The sequence below is a fragment of the Cupriavidus sp. GW821-FHT07C08 genome, from assembly GCF_059419025.1.
The window spans coordinates 42,738-64,153 of the sequence record NZ_JBWKQZ010000036.1; the positions used below are offsets into that span (position 1 = coordinate 42,738).

Here is a 21,416-nt window from a genome sequence, read left to right on the forward strand (position 1 = left end):
GACCATGCGCAAGCACGCCGTCAGCCGCTCGCTCTCCCTGCCCCGTATGCTCGGCGGGGCTGTGCGCGGGCTCGCCATTGCCAACGGTACGATCACCGCCCTGCTGTGCTACGCCACCTACACGGGCGGCTTCTGGACGGTGGCCGGCTTCTTCCTGTTCGGCCTGTGCGTCCATTTCTTCCTGCGCTGGCTCACCACCAGTGACCCGTGGTGGAACCTGGTACTGAACGCCTACAACCACTACGGCGATGTGTACGAGTCGACGCCGTGGCATGGCAAGTTCAGCCCGCGCTTTCGCCGCCCCTATGGTTTCGATAGCGATCTGCCATGCTGACACGCCGCCCCATCCAAGAAATCGCACCGTGGATGACGCTTGTCACCCCCGACCTGGTGCTCAACAAGGACGGCTCGCTGCTGGCCACCTATGAGTTCGACGGCATCGACGCGGACAGCCCGAACACGCACGACGTCTCCTCGGCCCGCGACCAACTCGACCAGGCCTGCCGCAGCTTCGACAGCCGCGTGACCGCGTGGTGGCGCCTGCGCCACCGTCGTACCCGCGACTACATTGGCGGCACCTTCCCCGCCGCGTCCGACGCCCGGCTCGATGCGCTCAACCGCGCGAACATGGCCAGCGGCCGGTACTTCCAGAACTCGCACTCGCTCGCCCTGGCCTACACGCCAGAGAACGGCATCGACAAGGTGTTCGAGCGCATGGCCTACCACATGACGGTGGGGGCCAAGAACTTCGCCGTCGCTGCGTTCGAGACCGCCAAGGACGTGCTGCTGGCCCGCAATGCCTTCGCCTTCGACCTGCAGCGCACTGAGGCGGACGCCAAGCGCTTCGAATCGATGCTCGATGCCTTCGCCGGGGGCGCGAGCAGGCTCGGCCTGTCGCGCCTGTCGATGCAGGACAGCCTCGGGGCCCTGCACCAGACCGCTAATCCGACCGTGCCGCCGCGCCGCGTGCGTTTCCCTGTGACGCTGCTGGACACGCATCTGACCGAGTCGGAAGTCACCAGCGGCTCGGACAAGCTGCTTTTCGAATCGGCCCACGGCAAACGCTTTGCCGCCATCGTGGCCGTCAAGGAATGGATGGGATTCCAGGAAGCGGCGCTCGACGTGCTTACGCAACTCGACGTCGAACTGGATATTTGCATTCTCTATCGCTTCCTCGACACCCATAAGGCCACCAACTATATCGAGAAGATCCGCCGCTTCTACAAGATGGCGAGCTTCAACCTCTGGTCGGTCGTCAAGCAGATGGCCGCCAAGGAGGAAGCGGAGAACGACGAGGGCCGTCAGCAACTGGCAGCCGAAGCGGGCGATGCACTGCGCCGCCTGACCGCCGAAGGGCAGCAACACGGTTTCGTCAATATTTCCGTGATTGTCTACGGCGACACCGAGGTCGAGTGCGAGGATGCCGTGAGCGAGGTGGTGGGCGCCATCACCAACGCTGGCTTCGGCCCGATCCGCGAGAAGGCCAATCTGCTGCCCGCCTGGAACAGCACCCTGCCCGGCCGTTGGGACAAGCAGCGCCGCTTGCAGTTCGTGGAAACGCCGGCCGTCTCAGACATTGCCCCGTTGCGCTCGGTGCGGGCCGGCCCCACCCGCAACAACTGGCTCACCAACCTGTCTGGCGTGGAAACGCCGCCCCTGACCTGCCTGCCGACGCGCCATCGCACCGCCCAACGGGTGGACCTGCACCAGCCGGGCGGCAACGGGCACCTGCTCGTGCTGGGCCCGATCGGCGCTGGCAAGTCGGTCATGCTCAACTTCCTCGTCACGCAGGCGGGCCGCCAGGGGGCGCGGCGCATCCGCTTCGACAAGGACCGCTCGACCCGGATTCCGACGCTGCTGGCCGGCGGCAAGTTCGTCGACGTGACCGGGCGCTTCCAGGGCGCCACGCAGACCAATCCGCTGTCATTGCTGGGCAACCCGGACAACCACGCCTACGTCACCGACTGGCTGGTGCTCGCCATCGAGGATGAAGAGTTCCGGGTCACGCCGCAGCAACGCACCGACCTGTATCAGGCCGTGCAGATCCTTGCGCGCTTCCCGCGCGAACGCTGGACGCTCTCGAACCTCTGCACGCAGCTGCACGCTTCGCTGCGCGAGCGCCTTCAGATCTGGGTGCAGGGCGGACAGTACGGGCACTTCTTCGATCACGTCGAGGACGCCTTCGAAGTCAGTGACGACCTGACGATCGAGATGGGTGACCTGTTCAGCAACTTCCCGCGCGCCGCGGCCCTCTTCATGGACTATGCGTTCTATCGCATCAGCCAGTCGATGGGCGGCACGCGCTACACCATCATTGAGGTGGAGGAAGCCGGCTTCTTCTTCACCAACCCGCGCTTCTACGCTCGCCTGGAGACGTGGATCGTTACGATCCGAAAGCTCAACGGCGCGATCTGGATGGCGACGCAATCGCTGCAGCAAGTTGCCCGCGTGGCCGACTTCGAAATCCTTAAGGACAACATCGCCAACATCCTTTACCTGCCCAACAGCCAGGCCGTCACCAGCAAGGAGCTGTACTGCGACGTGTTCGGCCTCACCGTCGACCAGGTGAAGCTGCTTGCCGAGGCGGTGCCGAATCGGGACTACTACTGGACCACCAGGACCCAGAGCCGGATGCTGCAGACCGCGTTCAACAAGGAAATGGTCGCCATGCTGCGCTCGGACGGCTATGCGCAGGAAGTGCTCGACCGCCACTACGCCTCCGGGCATCCCGACTGGCAAGACCGGTACGTGCGCGAAGTGCTGGCGCGTGCCTAGCGAATTCCCTCCCCTACTCTCAGGAACCACCCACTCATGAAAGCAGCTTTCGCAAGCGCGCTGGTAGCGGCAACGCTCATGACCTCGACACTGGTCCACGCCGGCGGCATGCCGGTGTTCGATGCGGCCAACTTCATCAAGAATACGATGACCGCCTCGCAGGCGCTCAAGACCGAGATCTACGAAAACACGAACATCGTCTACCAGAACAAGATGATGCTCAACCAGCTCCAGCAGGCGGTTGGCCTTGACGCCGTGTCAATGGCTTTGCAGGAAAAGGGCATCGTGGAGGATATCGAGAAGTACCAGCGCTACGGCCAGACACTGAAGGATCTGTACGGCAACGTCGCGGACACGGCCGACTTCCTGAACAACGTGCAGGGTCTGATGGCAACTTCCGGCAAGTCGCCAGACCAGTGGTTCCGCGACCAGCGCACGCTGCTCGACACCGGCGACAAGACGGCCAAGCGCCTCTTTGGGCTCGGCCAGGCCGTAACCAGCAACAACCAGAAGCTCGCCAAGCGCCGGCGCGACCTGCAGTCCGATCTGGAACTGAATCAGACCGCGCAGGCTACCGCCCAGCTCACCAACCAGATGCTGGACGTCATGTCCGGGCAGAACGCCGACCTGCTGCAGCTCATCGGCGCAAAAACGGAGGCCGATGCCGTCAAGGATCAGAGGGCCAATGCGCAGGAGACCGAGCGTAATGACGCCGGCGAGAAGCTTCAGCGCGACCGCGAAGCCCAGCTACGCGAACTGGAAAGCCGCGTCTTCCGCAAGCGCTGAGGCTGGCACTATGTCGATGAAGCAAGTTCTGCGTGCACTTCTGGCGTGCGTGTTGGCCTGGTGGCTGGTATCGCACGGGGCATTCGCCGAAACCGCCGCCGCTGGGCCAGACGCGACCAACAGTGCGCAACGGGGGCTAAAGAATGCGGTCGATCAGACGACCAACATCACCAGCGGCCTGATTAGCTCCGCCATCAACCTGAGCCACAAGGTGACCCCCGAGGCCAACAAGCTAGCCTTCGCCCTCGCGGTCATCACGCTGACCCTCGCCAGCTTCCGTTTCATGGGCGCGATGCACCCCGTCGGGGCATGGGTCAATCTGATCGAGACGATCACGGTGGTCGGTATCTTCGCAGCCATCTATCTTGCCTATGACAATTTTGCGTCGGGCCTGTATGAGTGGTTCAGAACCCTCGCCGCCAGCCTCAGCGGCGATGACAAATTGAGCATCGCCAGCACGCTGGCGACGACCGCCGGCAAGCTGTGGGATGCGGTCTGGCGCGTGCTCAAGTCCGGCGAACTTCTGCAGGGCATCGTAAGCGCATTGGTTCTGTTCTTCGCCTTCGTGGTCGTGGCTCTGACGGCCTTCGTGTACGCCTTCTTCATGGTGCTTGGCGAAATCCAGGTCGCCGTCGGCATCGTGCTCGGCCCGCTCGCCGTCGCGCTCGCCTTCTCCGACTACACGCGACGCTACTTCATGTCGTGGCTCGACTTCATGATCGGCGGCTGCATGTATGTCGTCATCGCGGCGGTCCTCGCCAACCTGGTCGGCGGAACTATGGAACCGAGCCTGAGCAAGATGAACGATATCGGTACCGATACCGTCGCAGCGGCTGCCTACGCCCTTGGCATGGCCATCATGCTCCTCCTGGTCTCACTGGAAATCCCGAAGCTGGCCGGCGCGGTGTTCGGCAGCGGCGCGGGCGCATCGGGCGGCTCAGCGATATCCGGCGTGGCGCGTGGCGGGTGGAAACTCGGCGCAAAAATCGCAGGCTGACCATGAACCAGCACCTCCCCCAGGACGCCGAGACACTGCTCGCCTCCCACGCTCAACGCATCGCCCTGATCCGCCAATACGCCAACGAGGCCAACCCGGCCGAGTTCGACGCAAAGTGGCTCTCGGTGCTGCGCGCCTGCGCCAACTGGTTCTCCACCATGCCGCTGCAGCCCGAGCTGCATTCCGAGCCCGGTGGTGCGTTCCGCGCCACGGTCGAAGTCGCCTACTTTTCCATGCGCCTGTCGGGCGGGCAGAAGTTCGCCGCCGACCAGCCCTCGGAGCGTCGCCGCCGGCTTGAGCCGCAGTATCTGTACGCGCTCTTCCTAGCCGCGTGCTGCTCGTGGCTCGATGAACCCTGCCGGCACTTCCATTTCGTGCGCGAGGATACCGGTGAACAGTGGTTGCCCGCCGCGCACGGCGCGTTTCAGCCGTGGCTGGCGGGGAACCCCTACCGTGTGATCCGCCTGGAAGTGGCTTTGCCGGTGGAGCGCATGCGCAGCGCCCTACTGGCCCGCTCAATTCTTGGCGCCGAATCGTTGTCGTGGCTGGAAGGCCCGGTGCTGTCGGAGCTGTTCGGCGCGATCAACCCAGCCCCGATGCCGACCGGCTTCGAGGCTCAGCTGCATAAGATCGTGCGCCAGGCCGTTGCTGCCGCCCGCGACTACGAGCAAAAGGCACGCCGCGCCGTCTTCGCCCCCGACCCCACCGTTCCGCCGTCGGCCGAGAAGCTCGCCGCCGCGCCCACACCCGGGGCGCAGACCACCAACACCAAAGCCAGCCTCACCGCGCAGGTCCCGGAGCCCGTTGCGCCGACACTGAGCGCGGCGGCAGGCGCGGCGGCCCTGTTCCAGCCCCCTGCCGCGGCCGAGCCGGCTGCGGCATCGACACCCGCCAGCCCGCCGCCTGCTACGGCGCCCACAGCCCCTACCGCCCCGCCGACGTCAGCACCAAGCGGGCCCGCACCGGCCGCCATCGATGCCGCCGCACTTGGCCGGGCACGCCGCGACACGCCAGATCCGTTCACCGTGCTGCTGGGTGGCTCGCGCATGATGAGCGAATTCTTCCGCGCGCTCGCCCAGGACGTGACGGCGGGCAAGATCAAGGTCGCTTGGGCCGAAAAAGGCCTCGTGCTGCCCAAGAAAATGATCGGCAACTACGGCATCGCCAGCGACACGCTGATCGATAACCTGCGCAAGCTGTCGCTGCTGTACGCGGTCGAAGGGCCCGACCTGGTCCTCGCAGAGCGCATTGGCACGCTGATTCTGCCCCGTCCCAACACCCCGGCCTGATCCCATGGTTCGCTATATCAATCACTTCCGCCCCATGTTCGAGGCCCGCGCCGCTGCCGGCTGGGCGCTGGGCCTGGTGCTGATCGCTGCCTCGGGCATGCCGCACGCGGGCTACTTCGCCGCGCTCTGCACTGTCATGCTGCTGCTGCGTGGCACCCAAGTATGGCGGGCGCTGGCTTTTCGGATGGCGATTTCCACGAAGTGGCTCGCCAAGATCCGCATCGACCAGTTGCTCGGAGAGAGCGGCCAGCTGCGCAAGAGCGACGACGCCATGTACCTCGGGACAGGCTTCGAATGGACGCAGAAGCATTGCCAGATCGCACACGACATTCTGCGCATGCCTTCCACTGAGATCCCGGGCCTGCCGCGCTGGCTGCCCGCGCCAGTTGCCAGCGCCATCGAAGCCAGGTTCGGCCCCGCCCATAGCATTCGCGACCTGACGCCGCAGGGCCAGTCGTGGATTCACGGGATGGAACCGAAGAAGGTTCGCGTGCCGCTGCACTACAAGGCGCTCGGCGGCCACACGGCCGTTGGCGGCACCACCGGCGCGGGCAAGACCCGTACCTATGAGGTCATCGCGACACAGGTGATCCACAACGCCGAAGACGTTTTGATCATCATCGACCCCAAGAACGATCGCGACCTAAAGGACCGCGTCAAAAAGGAGTGCGAACGCACCGGGCGCAAGTTTCTGTACTGGAAGCAGGCCGCGCCGTCCGAGTCGATCCGCCTCAATCCGTTGGAAAACTGGTCGCAGCCATCCGAAATCCCCAGCCGCATCGCGCAGCTGATGGAGGAAGGCCCGTTCCGCGACTTTGCCTTCCTCTTCATCGACCGTGCGGTCAAGGGCGAACTGTATGTTGGCGACAAGCCCAACCTGCGCTCGATCCTCAATTACGCGCAGTCCGGCATCAACAGCCTGCTGGAGCGCTGCCTCAAGCGGTTCTTCCCCGAAGCCGGCATGGCCGACTGGGAGGACGAGGTCAACGGCTTCATGCAGAAGCTTGGCCAGAAGAGCGGCGCGACACTGCTCGACGGCATGGTGCAGCTCTACCTGCAGCGCTTTGCCAACGACGGGCGCGGCCACGAATCGCTCGACGGCCTGGTCTCGACCTTCACGCATGACCGCGAGCACTACATGCGCATCATCGCGTCGGCACTGCCGCTGCTGCAGATGCTGGCGACCGGCGAGACCGGCCTGATGCTTGCACCGAAGGCCGACGACTTCGAGGACGACCGGGAAATCTGGGACATCGACAAGATCATCAAGCAGAAGGCCGTGCTGTGCGTCGGGCTCGATTCCATGTCCAACAGCATCGTCGCCAAAGCGATCGCCTCGATGATCCTGTCCGATATCGCGTCCGTGGCAGGCACCATCTACAACTTCTATGACAAGCCGCCCGGCGTGGTGCTCGTCATCGACGAGGTGGCCGAGGCCATCAACGAACAGGTGATCCAGATTCTCAACAAAGGGCGCGGCGCAGGCTTCAAGGCCTTCGTCGCGTTCCAGAGCCGGTCGGATTTGGAGGCCAAACTCGGTAACGCAGCAAAAATGCTGCAGGTTTTGGCGAACTTAAACAACCAGATCATCTTACGATTGGAAGACACCGATACGGCGCAGTGGTTCTCCGACAAGGTGGGCGAAACCGGCATCACCAACATCGTCCAGTCCAACACCACCAGCACCGGCAGTGAGGCCCACGTGGGCGAATTCAGCGGGTCGGTGTCCCGTTCGCGGCAACTGGAGAAGGTGCCCCTAATTCCGGTCCGGCTGATTACCCAGCTGCCCAACCTCCAATATTTCCTGCGGGTCTCCGGTGGCGCCGTCTACCAGGGTCGCATTCCCATCATCGAAGGATAAGTTTCAATGACCAGCCTGTTTCGCCAGATCGTCAAGGAGCACAAGCTCTCGGCCAAGCTGTCGCCCGTCTTCATCTGCTTTCCCGAGCTCGACGACGTCTGCACGCGGCTCGTGGACTTCATCGGCCTGAACTTCATCGTGCGCGACGAGCCGCTTGTGAGGGAAATGCTGGTGGATGCTCTGGCCGGATTCAAGGCCGAGCGCAAGGACGGTTCGGGCAATGTCGCTTTCATGCGCGGCCTCTTCGGGCGCTCGCATGAGCTGTATGCGAAGCGTTATGCCGCCTTCAAGGGCGAGAAGTACGTCGTCTGGGCGCCATTCCTGGAACCGATCCCGCTGTTCGAAGCGCGCCAGGCTCCGGGCTATGTGTGCCGCATGGTCGATGAGCCTTGCCCGGAGCCAATCACGCCGCGCAGCGCCGCTTTCCAGCTCGCCGCCCGTGTCCTCAGGGGACCGACTTTCCGCCGCTATTTCGAGGAATACGATGTCACTGGCCAGCTCGATCATTGCTAAGGTCGCCCGCGTCGCGCCGGAAGAGGTTGCCGAAATGCGCACATGGTTGCGCGCCAGCGACATTGACGCACCGGTGCCGGCGCAGTTCGCCCAGGGCCGTCACGCGTTCGCGATGGCACTGGTGAAGCTCGAACAGGACCGCCCTGCCCAGTTCTGGGGTGGCCTGCTCGCGTTCATCGCCATCCCGTGCCTCGTCCTCCATTCAATGCTGCGCTGATATGTCTAACAGCCGATTCGTTTCCCACCTGCGCCTGTGGCTGATCGTCACGCCCGTGTTGCTGGCGACGCTCGCGCCCATGCTGCCCGATGACAGGCACTTCGAGATCGACACGTCCGAGCTGGCCTCGGTCGAAGCACTGTTTGGGGAAGTCCGGGCCGATGACCTGGCCAGCCGCGCCAACGAACGGTTCCGGGCGTGGTTTGTCGACTCTGGCGCAATCCGCCGCTCTTATGCCGGCTCTGCCAACCAGTCGCTCATCAGCGACGGAGGCACCGCCGGCATTGCCTCGGCGTGGATGCGGCACCTCTGGATGGAGCTATACCGCGCCATCTACCGTGCAACGGTCGCCGGCAACTGGGCATGGGGCGCCCTCTTCTTTGGGGCGGCCATGCTCAACGACGGCGCGGTGCAGCGGCGCATCCGGGCCGCCGCGGCCGGGGTCGCAAGCCCGTTGGGCTTCCACCTCGCCGCGCACGGCCTGCTGATCGCGCTGGGGATCTGCGCTTCGGCCCTGCTGCTGCCAGTGTGGCTGCCGGCCGGCGTCTGGACGATTGCCGCGGCCTGCGTCGGTGCCCTTGCCTGGCGCCTGGCCGCCTCGTTTCATGTGAACCGGTAGCTGTACTCGCATTCAACACAACTTCACGCATTCAACGCGGATCACCCACCCGTGGGAGTCCATTCAGGAGAAAACCGCATGACCACCATCACCGACACCGCCGCCGTTGCCACCGTCCAGGACGACATCCCGCTCGCCGCTGAAACCGACACACTGGCTCTCGCGGCCCCCGGCGTCACCGACGGCGCGGACGATGGCTCGCTCGAACGCGAACTGCAGGAAATGGATGCTGCAGCGGAGACGCTGCGCAAGGAGGGCCTGATCTCGTCGGCGGAAGCCGAAGAGAAGAAGGCAGAGGTTGCCAACACCCGCAAGCGCTTCCGCGAACTGAAGCCGGAAGACCGCGCAGCGATCGTCCGCCGCCGCCGCGAGATCGGCGTCCAGATCCTGACGCGCCAACTGGCTGGCGCCGCGGTGGTGCCGGTCGCCATCAAGCTGAACCACACCCGCCTGCGCCCATTGTTCGAACAATGGTGGCCGTTCATGAACCGCATGAGCATCAACCTGCAGCGCTTTGGCGGCGCTACATACAGCAAAGCCGAACTGGCCACCGTCGAAGCGTATTTCGAGAGCGCCCTGTCGCGCCTGGAGGACTACGTCGACGAGCAGTTGCGCGTGGCCGAGGCTCTGCGCACCCAGCGCGAAGCAGACATGCGCGCAAAGAACGACATTGTGTTTGAACCGACAGTCACTTTGCCGTCGTTGAGCCTGACTGTCGAAGCCTATTCCCGCTTTTCGATGCGCGTGCTGGGCGTGCTGGCCAAGTTTGACCGCACGATGGATCAGTTCGACTTCATGGTGTGGAACGGCATCCGCGACCAGACCGATATCAACGACGAGGTGGCGCGCTTCCTGCGTACCTTCCACCCGCTCGGCCTGCGCAGCTACATGACCCACCTGAAGCTGATGACCACTGTTCGCGGCATCTGAACCTGACGTGCCGCCGCTAGCCGGCGGCCCCCTCGCAATCCCAACCGGTTGACCAGAATGCGCGTCAAGCCCCGGACTTCAGGCCGGGGAAGGATAGCGCGGACGCCGCAGGCGTCCTTGACAACGCATGAATCCTGATACGATTTGTATCATGCAACGACTCCAAGCCTTCAAGTACGAATTGATGCCGACCGGCGAACAGACGCGGGACATGCGCCGCTTCGCAGGTTCGTGCCGGTTCGTCTACAACAAGGCGCTGGCGTTTCAGAAGGAGCGTTACGAACAAGGCGAGAAGAGGCTCGGCTACGCGGGGCTATGCAAGGTGCTCACCGGATGGCGCAACAGTACGGATACTGCATGGCTCTCCGATTCGCCCGCCCATCCGCTGCAACAGACGCTCAAGGACCTGGAGCGGGCTTACGTCAACTTCTTCGCTAAGCGAGCCGACTTCCCGAAGTTCAAAAAGCGTGGACAACGCGATAGCTTCCGCTACCCCGACCCGAAGCAGATCAAGCTCGATCAGGCCAACAGCCGGATCTTCCTGCCAAAGCTCGGCTGGCTACGCTATCGCAATAGTCGGTTCATACTCGGCGAAGTGCGTAATGCCACGGTTAGCCTGAGCGCAGGTAAGTGGTTTGTCTCGGTCCAGACTTCACGTGAAGTCGAGCGTCCCATGCCACAAGCGACGGGCGCTGCCGGCATCGATGTTGGCATCTGCCGCTTCGCCACGATGAGTGATGGCTCCTTCCTGGCCCCGCTCAACAGCTTTAAGCGACACGAAGCCAGGCTGCGCCGCGCACAGCGCGCGATGAGCCGTAAGACGAAGTTCAGCAGCAACTGGAAGAAGGCCAAGGCCCGAATCCAACGCATCCATGCCCGGATCAGCAACGCCCGACGCGACTACCTGCACAAGGCCACGACCACGATCAGCAAAAACCACGCGATGGTGTGTATCGAGGATTTGCAGGTGCGGAACATGTCCAAGTCGGTGTCGGGAACAGCCGAGAGTCCTGGCAAGAACGTTCGGGCCAAGTCCGGCCTTAACAAGTCCATTCTCGATCAGGGCTGGTTTGAGTTCCGGCGGCAATTGGACTACAAACTGGCTTGGAACGGGGGCTGGCTCATCACTGTGCCGCCCGCGAATACGAGCAGAACTTGTCCGACTTGCGGCTTCGTGAGCGCGGACAACCGGACCACGCAGGCGCGGTTCCACTGCATCGAGTGCGGGCATGAAGCAAACGCCGACGTGGTCGGCGCAATCAACATTCTGGCGCGGGGGCACCGCGTTGCAGCCTGTGGAGAGCCGGTGCAGCTGGGCCGCTCTGCGAAGCAGGAACCCACCGAGGCGATCTGAGATGGCGATCATCGTTTCAGACGCGGTAAGAATCCCCTCCCTTTCCGCTGAGAGGCGGCGGCCGAAGGCCGAGGGAGGGGAGGATGTCAACATCCTATGAGCCTGAAGAACGCCACCGTGGAATTCCAGACCGACGTCGATTCGTTCGGCGAAGGCATCGTAATCGTGCATGACGAGAGCAACGGCAGTATCGTGATCCGTGACGCCGAGGGCATCCACTGGCGCGGCGTCGAAGATCATATCGTGGTACTCAACCATGCTCGATGAACTGAATCCGGCCCAGCGCGAAGTGGTGGAGCTGCGCCGGCATTGCGTTGCCGTGGCCTGCCCGGGAGCCGGCAAAACGAAGACCATTGCCACGAAGGCCGCGATGCTCTTGTCAGAGCCGAACGCGAAGGTTGGCGCCGTCACCTTCGGCAAGGATGCCGCCGTCGAATTGCGCGACCGTATTGCGACGCTGGCTGGCGGTAACGCCAAGAAGCGGCTTATGGCGGGCACATTCCATTCGCTCGCCTACAAGCAGCTCAGCAGCGGGGTCGAGGGACGACGCGATATTGCAACCGATGGGGATCGCATCGGGTTGCTTACGCAGGCGCTTTCTGACACCGGCTTGGACTGGAAGGTAGAGGACGCTATCACTGCCATCGAGGCCATCAAGACAAACTTTGGCCAAGTCCAGGCAGGGACAACCGAGGAGGTCCTGTACCGCGCCTATCAGGATTCGCTGGAGCGCAATGGGAAGATCGATTTTCAGGACATGCTGCGCTTGGCGGTCGAAGGCATGCAGCGCGGCACGATCGCGCCTTACCCCCTCACCTATCTGCTCGTTGACGAATTTCAGGACACCGATCCGCTGCAGTACCAGTGGATCGCGCTCCATGCTCACGCAGGCTCAATTGTGACCGTCGTAGGTGACGACGATCAGAGTATTTATGGCTTCCGGTCGGCCCTTGGCTTCCGTGGCATGGAGTCCTTCATTCGGCAGTTTGATGCGCAACCTGTGGTGCTGGGCAACAACTATCGCTGTCATGCTGAGATTCTTGGCGCTGCCGACAAGATCATCCGCAACAACCGCGATCGGATTCCGAAAGTCCTCGTCGCTCACAAAGGCCCAGGCGGCGATGTAGCCTTCCAAAGGTTTGCGGACGAATACGCCGAGGCAGTCGCCGCAATGGAACACCTCGCGCCTGCGCTCTCCCAAAGCCAGTCTGCGGCAATACTGGCCCGTACGAATCGCATCCTCGATCCGGTCGAGGCAGTCTGTCGCTCCCACGGCATCAAATACTTCAGGGCATCGGGAAAGTCTATTCTCAGCCGCCCTGAGGGTGCCCTGATGTGCAACCTTCTGGAACTCGTCCAGAAGACTAGGAAGGCCGGGATCGACGCATTGCTCTCGTTCGTGGGTGTCGGAACGCATGAACTGCGACTACTCCACAACAGTGGCAAGACCACCGGCGGGCAGCATCAGAGGAAGGACCTGGTCGAATTGGGTCTCTCCGAGAATTCGGCCGACAAGTATCGGGAGCTAATGAAGCGTTTGGCTGAATGGCGCGCGCTCTGCGACCGGCAGTTCTACTCGTTAGTTTTGGAGGGTGTGCACGAGTGGATGATGCAGCACGTAGGTGCTGATCAGGCCCGCCGCGCCATCACGACGACGTATGACGTGCTGTCGCGGTTGAACGGTCCCTTCTCCGATCGCTTGGAATTCCTGCGGCGAGACAACAACAAGCCGGCGCCTGATGCGCTGGTGCTGACGACGATGCATAGCTCGAAAGGCCTCGAATGGGACCGCGTCTGGATTATCAGGGCGGAGGAGACGGTGGTCCCCGACGAGAAGAGCACCGAGGCTGAGGAGCGCCGCCTCTTCTACGTAGCAGTGACGCGTGCCCGGCAGGATCTACGGGTATCCATGACCAAGAAGAACCCGACTTCCAGGTTCATCCTTGAAGCCGAGCTTGGGTGACTTGGTACGTGTCTTGCGGTTGAGTAGAGACTGCTCGACGAGATGAGCAATTGCAGCCGCCGATGTCGAAAACAAGAAGGTACTGCACGCTACCCCGCATTACGCCGCCGGCGAATGTTGGCGCACGGCGAATGGAGCCCGCCGATCGAGTCGCCGATGCCTGCGGCGCCATGCAGGCGTCCAATATTATTCGCGCGGACCCTTCTGGAGCTAGCGCGACCAATTGCATTCTTAAGGAGTTGTCGTTGAGCCCGTAGGCACGCCCCAACAAAAAAAAGCCTGGAGTTGGCGCTCCAGGCTTTTCATCCGCATAGACCAAAGGGTGGCAGGCTTCTCAACCCACTTGACCCGACCTCTAACACAGTTCGAGTCTACGAAGCCTCGCCCTTCGCTGTCAATGCTCCCTCCACAAATTAGCATGTTGATCGAAGATGAATTTTGGCTTCGAGGGGCTTCCTATTGCCCAAAGAACAACAGCACGCGACGGTGCGTCGCATGCTGCAGCCTCGATTGTTATCGATGGCCGGCAATCCAAGTCAGCCAGGTGCGATGCAGGGCGGCTGCCTGCTCGGATACTCAGAGCGATCGCATTGGTCTACGAGTCCGATGGGCTCCGGGCTTTGCACATCACTAGTCGCCAAGTTCTCGCCACGCTCATCCGCTTCGCACTGAACCAAAAAAATCCTAACGCGCTAGCCTTCATCAAGAAGTCAACGATTGCGCAGCACCTTGCGATTAGCGAGGCCACTGTCTATCGGGCGCTCGGAGCACTCGAAGATGCCGGGCTTATTGAGCGTGAACGGCAGCGCACCAGAGCGCAACTCGAGGTCGTTGGTCGGATCCGGTTCACCGCAAAGTTGCTCCATTGCATTGGAATTACTGGCGTGCAACTTGGGGCCGCTGAACCTCCGACCGGCCACGATGAGCCCCAGTCCGGCGCTGCATCTCTCGCACAGGTGAGTGGCGTAAACAATCACCAGCAGTCTTCTACGAAGAAACATCCCGGGCGGGGAGCTTTCGTGCAAATTAACGATCGGGCAGTCCCCATTGATCTGGCGCCTCTCGTCCGCGATCAAGAGCTGAAGACGTCAGCCCTCTTCATGCTTATGCGTCTTGCGAGAGAAGCTGGCCACCGACTTTCGGACGTCGTCTCGGCGTCCGGCCATGCTCTCGGGGCGCTCCGGGGGCGGGAACTGTTCGCCTACCTCAAGTCGCTCATCGGAAAGCCTATTGATTTTGGCCATGTCGTCCGAACTCAGAAGGTCCAAGAAGATGAGAGACACGCAGCCGACGCTCGTGCCGATCAGGACCGGCAGGAAGTTTTCCAACTCGTTGAGCGGTACCGCGGTAGACGGGTGCCAGCACCCGACGGGCGCATCTATGAGGTGGACTCGGCCTCGATCGTAATAACCGAGGCCAGCGGCCGCCGAAGTTCATTAGGCCATGGCCAGGCGCGCGCCTGGCTTATCGAGATGGACAAAGCAGCGCGTGGGCTCACGCGTGCCCTCGTCGAGCCCCCTTCAGCGGCAAGGTCATCGCCGGCAGTGGCACAAGCAGCTATTGGGCAACTTCGCAGCATCCTCGATGGGAGACCTGCCTCCAACACGGTCGGTGTTGTCTCGGTGGCGGATTATGAGTCCGCTGCCTGCACCCTGCACGGCGTCCTGTCCTGAGTATTGCGCCCCTGCACCACAAGGTGCGGCGATTGTAAGCATGCCGCCGCGCGGGGCGGTAGCAGGCGTTGAGTTGTGGTGAAGTAGCGCTGGTGTGCTCAAATCAGACTTGCTGAGGCCGGTCCACCTACTCGCTTGGCGGCCTTCGCCGCCTTGTGCACACGACTGGCGACGAAGCCTCCAAACATGCTTCGAACATTAGGGTCATTGATGTGCTCATTGACGTTCAGGGTCGCCACGTTAAGTCTTCGCGCGAGAAGCCTGGCAGCCTGAGACTGACAAAATTCGGAGATCATGTCCGATTGCTGCTCAGTGGACAGCTTGTTGTAAGCTTCCCAACCGAAATCAGCTTCTCGTTGGTCGCGCTCCGCGCCAGCGGCCTTCACGCGAGCCTCGCGCTCAGCCATCTCCTGGTCAGCGGCCTTACGTGTTGATTCCGCAATGGCCGACTGATGATGAATCTGCCGGTCGAGTTCCCCAAGCAAGTAGCCCTCGCGAAGGGCCTTCATGAAATAACCACCTGCTCGCACCTTCACCTTGCCAACTTTCACGTTGTGCCGGGTGTACTCCATGGCCTGGTGGATTCGCTCATCGTTGTACAGGTCGCGGTTGGTAATAATCTCGTTGAACTCGGACTGGTTGAGTGCGAACTCTTTGCGCAACGTCTCATAGACGTTGCGAAGCACGATGAACGCGGTCTTTTGCTCGTTGGGCTGCTCGGTAGCGTTCAATCGGAATCGGACTTGGCCGATTTTCTTTGAACCGGGCACATTAAGTGTAAGCATCTCAATGTGGAGTCCGGTCACTTGGCGAATTTCCGAGATGGCTACCTCAAGGACTTTACTTCGGAAGTGCTTGAAGAGGTCGTAGGTTTTCTTCTCACACTCTAACCAAGCTCGTAGGGCTTGAACTTCGAACCAAGGCGTGATTCCCTCAACCATGAATTGTTGTAGTCGGTCGTAGAGGACCTTAGAGTGCACCGACTTGAATACGTAGCGCAGGCTAAGAAAGTGGGAAGATTTTGGGTTCTTGATGGCGCGCTGTAGCCGTTCAGGAAGCTCGAAGATGAACTCCCCTTTTTCGATGAATGCTGAGCCCATTAGGGGCACTGCACCCCAGCGATCTTTGGAAGGGTCTTCGACGTCGATCTCGTTAAGCTCGATGGCTGCTTTCTGGGCTTCGCGAACAAGCTTGCTAAGGTGGCGTCGGTTGTTGCTGGTTGTGGCCAGAAGCCACTTGAACAATCCGACGTCGACCCGGTATTCGCGCTGGACTTCTTGGTCTTCAGCTACAAGAAAGTAGGCAACATCGATGAGACGGCGGCCTGCCAGACTGAGGTCGATGATTTTGACGAAGGCATTGCTGCGACGGAACCCCAAATCCTTGGGTGCTTCCGTGACGCTCTGGCCTCGAGGAGCGAAGTCCTCGAACAATGCCAAGGCTAATTGTTGCGATGCGCTTTCCATACCACTTCCCTCCTTCGAGCAGGAGGTTGCAGGTGAAAGGTCGAAAAGTCAAAACATTTCTTGTGACTTTGCCTTCCTGTCGTCTGGTTTGCGTCATAGCGATGGTGTGGGCGAGTTTGGTCAGCAAGAGGAATTTGTCTGCGTCGCGGTTCGGGACAATTGTGGTGAGGTTTCCTGGGCTCGGTTACTTGGTCCTGCCGTGGGGTTGTTCGACGTGTCGCGCTTTGCGAGGTGTCTATAGGAGCGTGGGGTGGGTAGTTTGTTTTTTTTATTAAACAGAACACCACTTACTAGAGGCAGCAGGCTTCCCCATAAAATCAACGACTTAGTTTGGAAAGGTCACTTTTCTTGTTCCAAAGGTCGACGATTTTGTTTGGCAAGGTTACTAGATGTGGTCGAAAGGACACCGGATTTGGCCGGGCCTCTCAGGTCGATGGACTCTTGGCTCTGACAAGGTCACCGAAATTGTCCTTAAGGTCACAAGAATTGTTCGAGTCGGGCCTAAGCCAAGCCCAACAAGGATGTGCGAGCGGTTTGCACGACGCACGGTCACAGGAATTGTATTTCTGCGGGCAAGGGCTTGATACGGAACCGCTGACGGAGCAAGGTCACCAAGATTGTCCATAATTGCAGCAACAACAGGCCGCGAGACCGCTGGATTGACCCTTGTACGGGCAACAAGGTCATCAGAATTGTCTGTCCGGTTACCGGTGTGGGAGCCAAGGTCACAAGATTTGTACGACCTGAGCCTCTAACTGTCGGGCAAGGTCACCAGAATTGTACGAGTTTCCCACTGGTTACTGGCTGATGGAACATTGCGCCGCAGTCACCTAGGGAGTTGTCAACAGGTGCCGGCCTTTTTTTGCCAGTTGCCGATGATAAGTAGTCCCGTAGTGTCCGATGTCGCCGGTCTTCATCAGTTGTTCTAAGGGAGAGCAACGCCCGGAGGAGCATGGTGACCTTTACCGCACGGCGATGCGTACAATTTTGGTGACTTTGCCGGGTAGGAAAGAACCCCGCTGTCGGCCCGACACCAATCTGCAGAACCACAAAACAGTTAATTCGTACAATTGATGGTGACTTTGCCTATTAGCCATCGATTTACCGGCCGTGGTGCGCCGTTCGATCTCTCCCGCGTGCCGGTCTTTATGGAGGGGACGGCTTAAGGCAATATTTTCGTCCAACGCGAATTACGCTCTGGGTGGGCCAGGCCTCATCAGATACAGCGAACCGCGCACATAGAGCCCCTCCAGGCGTCACTTTTTCGCCAAAAGTGCGTACAAATACGTGAAGTTTCCCCGTTGGTCGAGTATTCTACGTTTCATCCTGAATTTCACATGGAACGTTGAATATGGTGGTGAAGAGCGAATTAACCGAGATTGACCGGACTGTCACGATTGGTTCAATGAGTGACTTTTCGAAGAAGCTTCAAAAACTTACTGAGGAACTTCGCGAACATATCCTGGCACCTCGCCCTCGGAAGAGTCCGCCCACGTTCACCTCCACCCAGGTGGCCGAAATGTGCGGCATCGACCGTGCGCGGCTTCATTATCTGGCAACGAAAGACGGGAGCACACTTCCGGCGGGTGAGCTTCATGGGCGCGTACGCCAATTTACGCTTGGTGAGACTCGGAAGTGGGTTCAACAAGCTTCACAGGTGAAGCCGTCCCCGCTACTAAGAAAAGGCGAAGCGGATGGCCGCGTTCTGATTTCTGCCAATTTCAAGGGTGGTAGCTGCAAGACGACTTCGAGTATGTGCCTGGCGCAGGGATTGAGTTTGCGCGGCCGCAAGGTGCTGCTGGTTGACTTGGACCCTCAGGCATCGCTGACTGAATTGTGCGGCCTGTATGCCGAGAAGATGATTGTCGAGGAAAGCACCGTTCTGCCGTACATCTACAGCCCTGAAGACTTTACACTTGAGAGCGTCATTCAGGAGACGTATTGGGATGGGGTTGATGTCATCCCTGCGCATCCATCTTTGTTCTCCGCCGAGTTTCATATCCCGGCGATGGCAAGCAAGTCGGCGAATTATCGCTTCTGGACGCTTTTACGTAAGGGCTTGGAGCCGCTTCGAAAAAAATACGACTATATCGTGTTGGATTCGGCGCCTTCGCTATCCTACCTGACTATCAACGGCCTGATGGCTGCTGACGCCATGGTGATGCCTTTGGTGCCGGAGAGTCTCGACTTCATTAGCTCGGTATCGTTCTGGAGTCTGTTCTCCGACATGGCGGACAGCTTCAAGAACATCGAAGGAAACAAGACCTACGACTTTGTGAGCATTCTGCTTTCGAAGGTTGACTATGGCGTAGCGTCTTCGGCTCCGATAGTTCGCTCCTGGGTACAACGGGCCTATGGCGATTGGATGAGCCCAATTGAAGTGCCGGCGAGCTCCGTGATGAGTAACGGGGCTCTCGCACTTGCGACGGTCTTCGACATTAGTAAGTTCGAGGGCAGCAACAAGACATTCCAGCGTGTGCGGATTCCGTTCGACGAATATTGCCGTTGGGTGGATGAGTTTTACGCCGGAAAGTGGGAGGACGCTTAAATGAATATGCGCAAGCGCATGCTGGAGCAAACCGCAAATTTGACTCCTGCTAATGAAATCAAAGTGGAGATCGCCCCCCAAGTTGCAGACCGTCCGAAGACTGCACCAGGGATGATGGCGGCCTTGAGTGCGGCACAGCTTCGGATTCAAGAATTGGAGTCCCAAGGGGCTGCAAGCACCGTTCCGGTCGAGAAGATTCGGCCGAATCCCTGGCAGCCGCGGTTAAAGTTTGATGAGAGCAGTCTCACTGAGCTTGCGGAGAGTATTAAGGAACTGGGCCTAATGCAGCCCATTCTCGTTCGACGAGTCACGCCGGAGAACGAAGAATCCTATTTCGAGCTGATTGCCGGCGAACGCCGTTGGCGCGCTCACCAGGTGCTGGGTCTGCAAGAAATCAAGGCGCTCATCACGGATGCGTCAGATGCAGATATGGCCGTCCTCGCTTTGGCCGAGAATGTCAGCCGAGAAGACCTCACCGACTACGAAATTGGCAAGGCGATGCGCCGTGTCGAGAAGGAATTTCCAGACAGGAAGCGGATGGCTGAATCCATGGGGATGAGCCGGAGCACACTCTATCGCTATTTTGCCTTCGACAATCTACCCGAATTCATCCGTGTAGATCTGGAGAAGAACCCTTCGCTTTTCAGCGGTACTGCGGCAAGTGACACCTACGGCGTACTCAAGAAGCATGGCGAGCCAGCTTTAGCGGTGGCTCGCGAGGTGTGGAAGCAACTTGTAGACGGTAGCCTTGAGCAGTCGAAGTTCGCCAAGCTGCTGGAGGCTTCGCTACTCCGTCGCGAAGCGACGCCCGTAACTTCCCAGCGTGACATTCACAAGGTCTATGCCGGTAAGACTCAGGCCGGCAGCATAACCAAGGACTCCGTGAGCTTTACCGTAAAGCTCAAGAGTGCTGTCCTGACTGCCGCTCAAGAGGAGCGGATACGGACGGTTATAAACGAACTTTTTGACGGAGGACCGCAACGCTAGCAGTTGTCGTTTCCAAACTATTCGAACCCCTCATTGAGGGGTTTTTTTGTGTTCCGAGTCGGAACACGAGTCTCGTTCTTATACAGACGCGGTCTGAATTCCGCGTGGCCCTGTCAGAAGCGGAGTTTGTCGGCGCGAACGGTGCAAGTGGATCCATCGACAACCCGTGCCATCGTGTTCCGAGTCGGAACACGACGTCATCAAGCACACGATCCCAAAGGATGCGAACGGCTGCACCGATGCGGTCAACGAAGCCTCTGGGTGCACTGGCAGCCGGCGCACCCCATCGTCGAAGCCAGCTCCGAATTGACGTTAAACCTGCACATACATTGCGTGCCTGGGCGCAAGAGCGACGTCAACGCGCGACGCGGATTGCTGATCTGCCCCCCCATAGCTTGATCCGGTCGAGCTTCGTGCCGCCGGCGGCCATTCAGAAGCTGCGCAATCCGCGTACCCGCAGGCAGCTCATGTGCGACATCTCCCAGTACAGCTGCCGCTTGCCGCTCTGGCCAAAGGCAACCGCCAGAAGGTAGAGCGCCGAATTTCGTGAGGAACTGAGCGGACGCATTACCGATCACGACAACTGCCCGACGCTCACGCAGCATCTGGATGCAATCGGAGCCTCGGAGCAAACGCACGCCAACTAGACGCCATCGTAGGAAAAACGTTGACGCCGATCCGATTGCGCACTCGCCTGACTTTCTGAGGTGAGCAACCTGACCGTTCCGTTCCTGGTGGAGATCGGCTCGGAACGCCGCGATATCAACAAAAGCATTATCGCCTGCCCAAGCGACTCCCGGCTACGAAGGGCCGCCAACAGGAGAACCCCCAGATGTTTAACGCTTCCGACTAAGTCCTCTCGAAGGCTTCGTGTTCCGACTCGGAACACGAACTCAAAGCTCTGACGCAGCATCACCCGACAAAGGCGGGTCGTGGGGGGCCGCGTTCTGACTTGGAACGCAACTGAGCTCGTCCCGTCGATACCTCGGGCGAGCGCATTATGGGCGTCGATGGAGGTCGCTCACAGGGACCCTTGTCGGGCAAGCACTGCAAAACGACAGCAGCAATAGCTTTGCGGCGCAAGATCGCGCTGATGGCCGGGAACACGTCGCCAGAAAGAATGCGACATGATTAAGGCGGACGCCGACCGCCGGCCCTCATAGGGGGATTCGAAGTTGTGGGTGCGGCCTTCCCAACTGGACAGGTTGCCGTCAATTACCTCATTGGCTGCAAGCGGTACGCCACAGCTTTCGCGTGCCCCGCGCCAACAGATACCAGATGGTCTCTCCTGCTCCATGATGGCTTGAGTCCATTGCTCGATGCGCTTGGCGCCTCAATCTCCAAAACCCAGAGCAGGGAGTTTGCCTTGTCCATTGCCATTTCGAATTCCTTTACTGCCAAGTGCTGGTCCGTGGCAGTCGCCCATGAATCTTTCCCA

17 protein-coding genes are annotated in these 21,416 nt (G+C 60.4%); 16 read left to right on the forward strand and 1 reads right to left on the reverse strand.

Annotation, left to right across the window (positions count from 1 at the left end; all coding sequences use genetic code 11):
• Positions 1-4: 4 nt before the first annotated feature.
• The 14 genes from AC07UK_RS32975 to AC07UK_RS33040 all read left to right on the forward strand — a co-directional run bounded on the left by AC07UK_RS32975 (position 5) and on the right by AC07UK_RS33040 (position 14,977).
• Complete coding sequence (locus tag AC07UK_RS32975; RefSeq protein ID WP_479944815.1) at positions 5-334, forward strand: conjugal transfer protein; 330 nt, start codon at positions 5-7, stop codon at positions 332-334.
• Positions 328-2,775 (forward strand): VirB4 family type IV secretion system protein, encoded by a 2,448-nt coding sequence (locus AC07UK_RS32980; protein ID WP_494687672.1) that lies wholly within the window; start codon positions 328-330, stop codon positions 2,773-2,775. The genes AC07UK_RS32975 and AC07UK_RS32980 overlap by 7 nt, the downstream gene beginning before the upstream one ends.
• 36 nt (positions 2,776-2,811) lie before the next feature.
• Positions 2,812-3,561: a conjugal transfer protein TrbJ gene (locus AC07UK_RS32985; RefSeq protein ID WP_494687673.1), complete on the forward strand. Its 750-nt coding sequence runs from the start codon at positions 2,812-2,814 to the stop codon at positions 3,559-3,561.
• 10 nt (positions 3,562-3,571) lie between these two features.
• A complete protein-coding gene (locus AC07UK_RS32990) occupies positions 3,572-4,558 on the forward strand; it encodes a TrbL/VirB6 family protein (protein WP_494687674.1) in 987 nt (328 codons plus the stop codon).
• Between the two features lie 2 nt (positions 4,559-4,560).
• Positions 4,561-5,847, forward strand: a complete 1,287-nt coding sequence (locus AC07UK_RS32995) for a TraI domain-containing protein (protein WP_494687675.1) — start codon at positions 4,561-4,563, stop codon at positions 5,845-5,847.
• 4 nt (positions 5,848-5,851) lie between these two features.
• Positions 5,852-7,708 carry a conjugative transfer system coupling protein TraD gene (traD, locus tag AC07UK_RS33000; RefSeq protein WP_494687676.1) on the forward strand — a complete coding sequence of 619 codons (1,857 nt, stop codon included), beginning with the start codon at positions 5,852-5,854 and terminating at the stop codon, positions 7,706-7,708.
• A gap of 6 nt (positions 7,709-7,714) precedes the next feature.
• A complete protein-coding gene (locus AC07UK_RS33005; RefSeq protein ID WP_494687677.1) occupies positions 7,715-8,221 on the forward strand; it encodes a hypothetical protein in 507 nt (168 codons plus the stop codon).
• A complete protein-coding gene (locus AC07UK_RS33010) occupies positions 8,193-8,438 on the forward strand; it encodes a hypothetical protein (RefSeq protein WP_494687678.1) in 246 nt (81 codons plus the stop codon). Before AC07UK_RS33005 ends, AC07UK_RS33010 begins: the two co-directional genes overlap by 29 nt.
• A 1-nt stretch (position 8,439) precedes the next feature.
• Positions 8,440-9,057, forward strand: a complete 618-nt coding sequence (locus AC07UK_RS33015) for an IncC plasmid conjugative DNA transfer DtrJ family protein (RefSeq protein WP_494687679.1) — start codon at positions 8,440-8,442, stop codon at positions 9,055-9,057.
• Positions 9,058-9,135: 78 nt separating this feature from the next.
• Positions 9,136-9,987 (forward strand): ATPase, encoded by an 852-nt coding sequence (locus AC07UK_RS33020; RefSeq protein ID WP_494687680.1) that lies wholly within the window; start codon positions 9,136-9,138, stop codon positions 9,985-9,987.
• Between the two features lie 151 nt (positions 9,988-10,138).
• Complete coding sequence (locus AC07UK_RS33025) at positions 10,139-11,341, forward strand: RNA-guided endonuclease InsQ/TnpB family protein (protein ID WP_494687681.1); 1,203 nt, start codon at positions 10,139-10,141, stop codon at positions 11,339-11,341.
• Positions 11,342-11,437: 96 nt separating this feature from the next.
• Positions 11,438-11,608: a hypothetical protein gene (locus tag AC07UK_RS33030; protein ID WP_494687682.1), complete on the forward strand. Its 171-nt coding sequence runs from the start codon at positions 11,438-11,440 to the stop codon at positions 11,606-11,608.
• Entirely contained in the window at positions 11,598-13,304 is a 1,707-nt protein-coding gene (locus AC07UK_RS33035) for an ATP-dependent helicase (RefSeq protein ID WP_494687683.1), read from the forward strand. The genes AC07UK_RS33030 and AC07UK_RS33035 overlap by 11 nt, the downstream gene beginning before the upstream one ends.
• Positions 13,305-13,735: 431 nt before the next feature.
• The gene (locus AC07UK_RS33040) at positions 13,736-14,977 is read left to right on the forward strand and encodes a helix-turn-helix domain-containing protein (RefSeq protein WP_494687684.1); all 1,242 of its coding nucleotides are present in this window, start codon (positions 13,736-13,738) and stop codon (positions 14,975-14,977) included.
• Positions 14,978-15,075: 98 nt separating this feature from the next.
• Here the strand turns inward: AC07UK_RS33040 and AC07UK_RS33045 are convergent, their stop codons facing one another.
• Positions 15,076-16,443 carry a replication initiation protein gene (locus AC07UK_RS33045; protein ID WP_494687685.1) on the reverse strand — a complete coding sequence of 456 codons (1,368 nt, stop codon included), beginning with the start codon at positions 16,441-16,443 and terminating at the stop codon, positions 15,076-15,078.
• Between the two features lie 1,351 nt (positions 16,444-17,794).
• Here AC07UK_RS33045 and AC07UK_RS33050 point away from each other — a divergent pair.
• On the forward strand, positions 17,795-18,991 hold the full coding sequence (locus AC07UK_RS33050; RefSeq protein WP_011154286.1) for a ParA family protein: 1,197 nt from the start codon (positions 17,795-17,797) through the stop codon (positions 18,989-18,991).
• Positions 18,992-19,978 carry a ParB/RepB/Spo0J family partition protein gene (locus tag AC07UK_RS33055; RefSeq protein ID WP_494687686.1) on the forward strand — a complete coding sequence of 329 codons (987 nt, stop codon included), beginning with the start codon at positions 18,992-18,994 and terminating at the stop codon, positions 19,976-19,978.
• Positions 19,979-21,416: the final 1,438 nt, after the last annotated feature.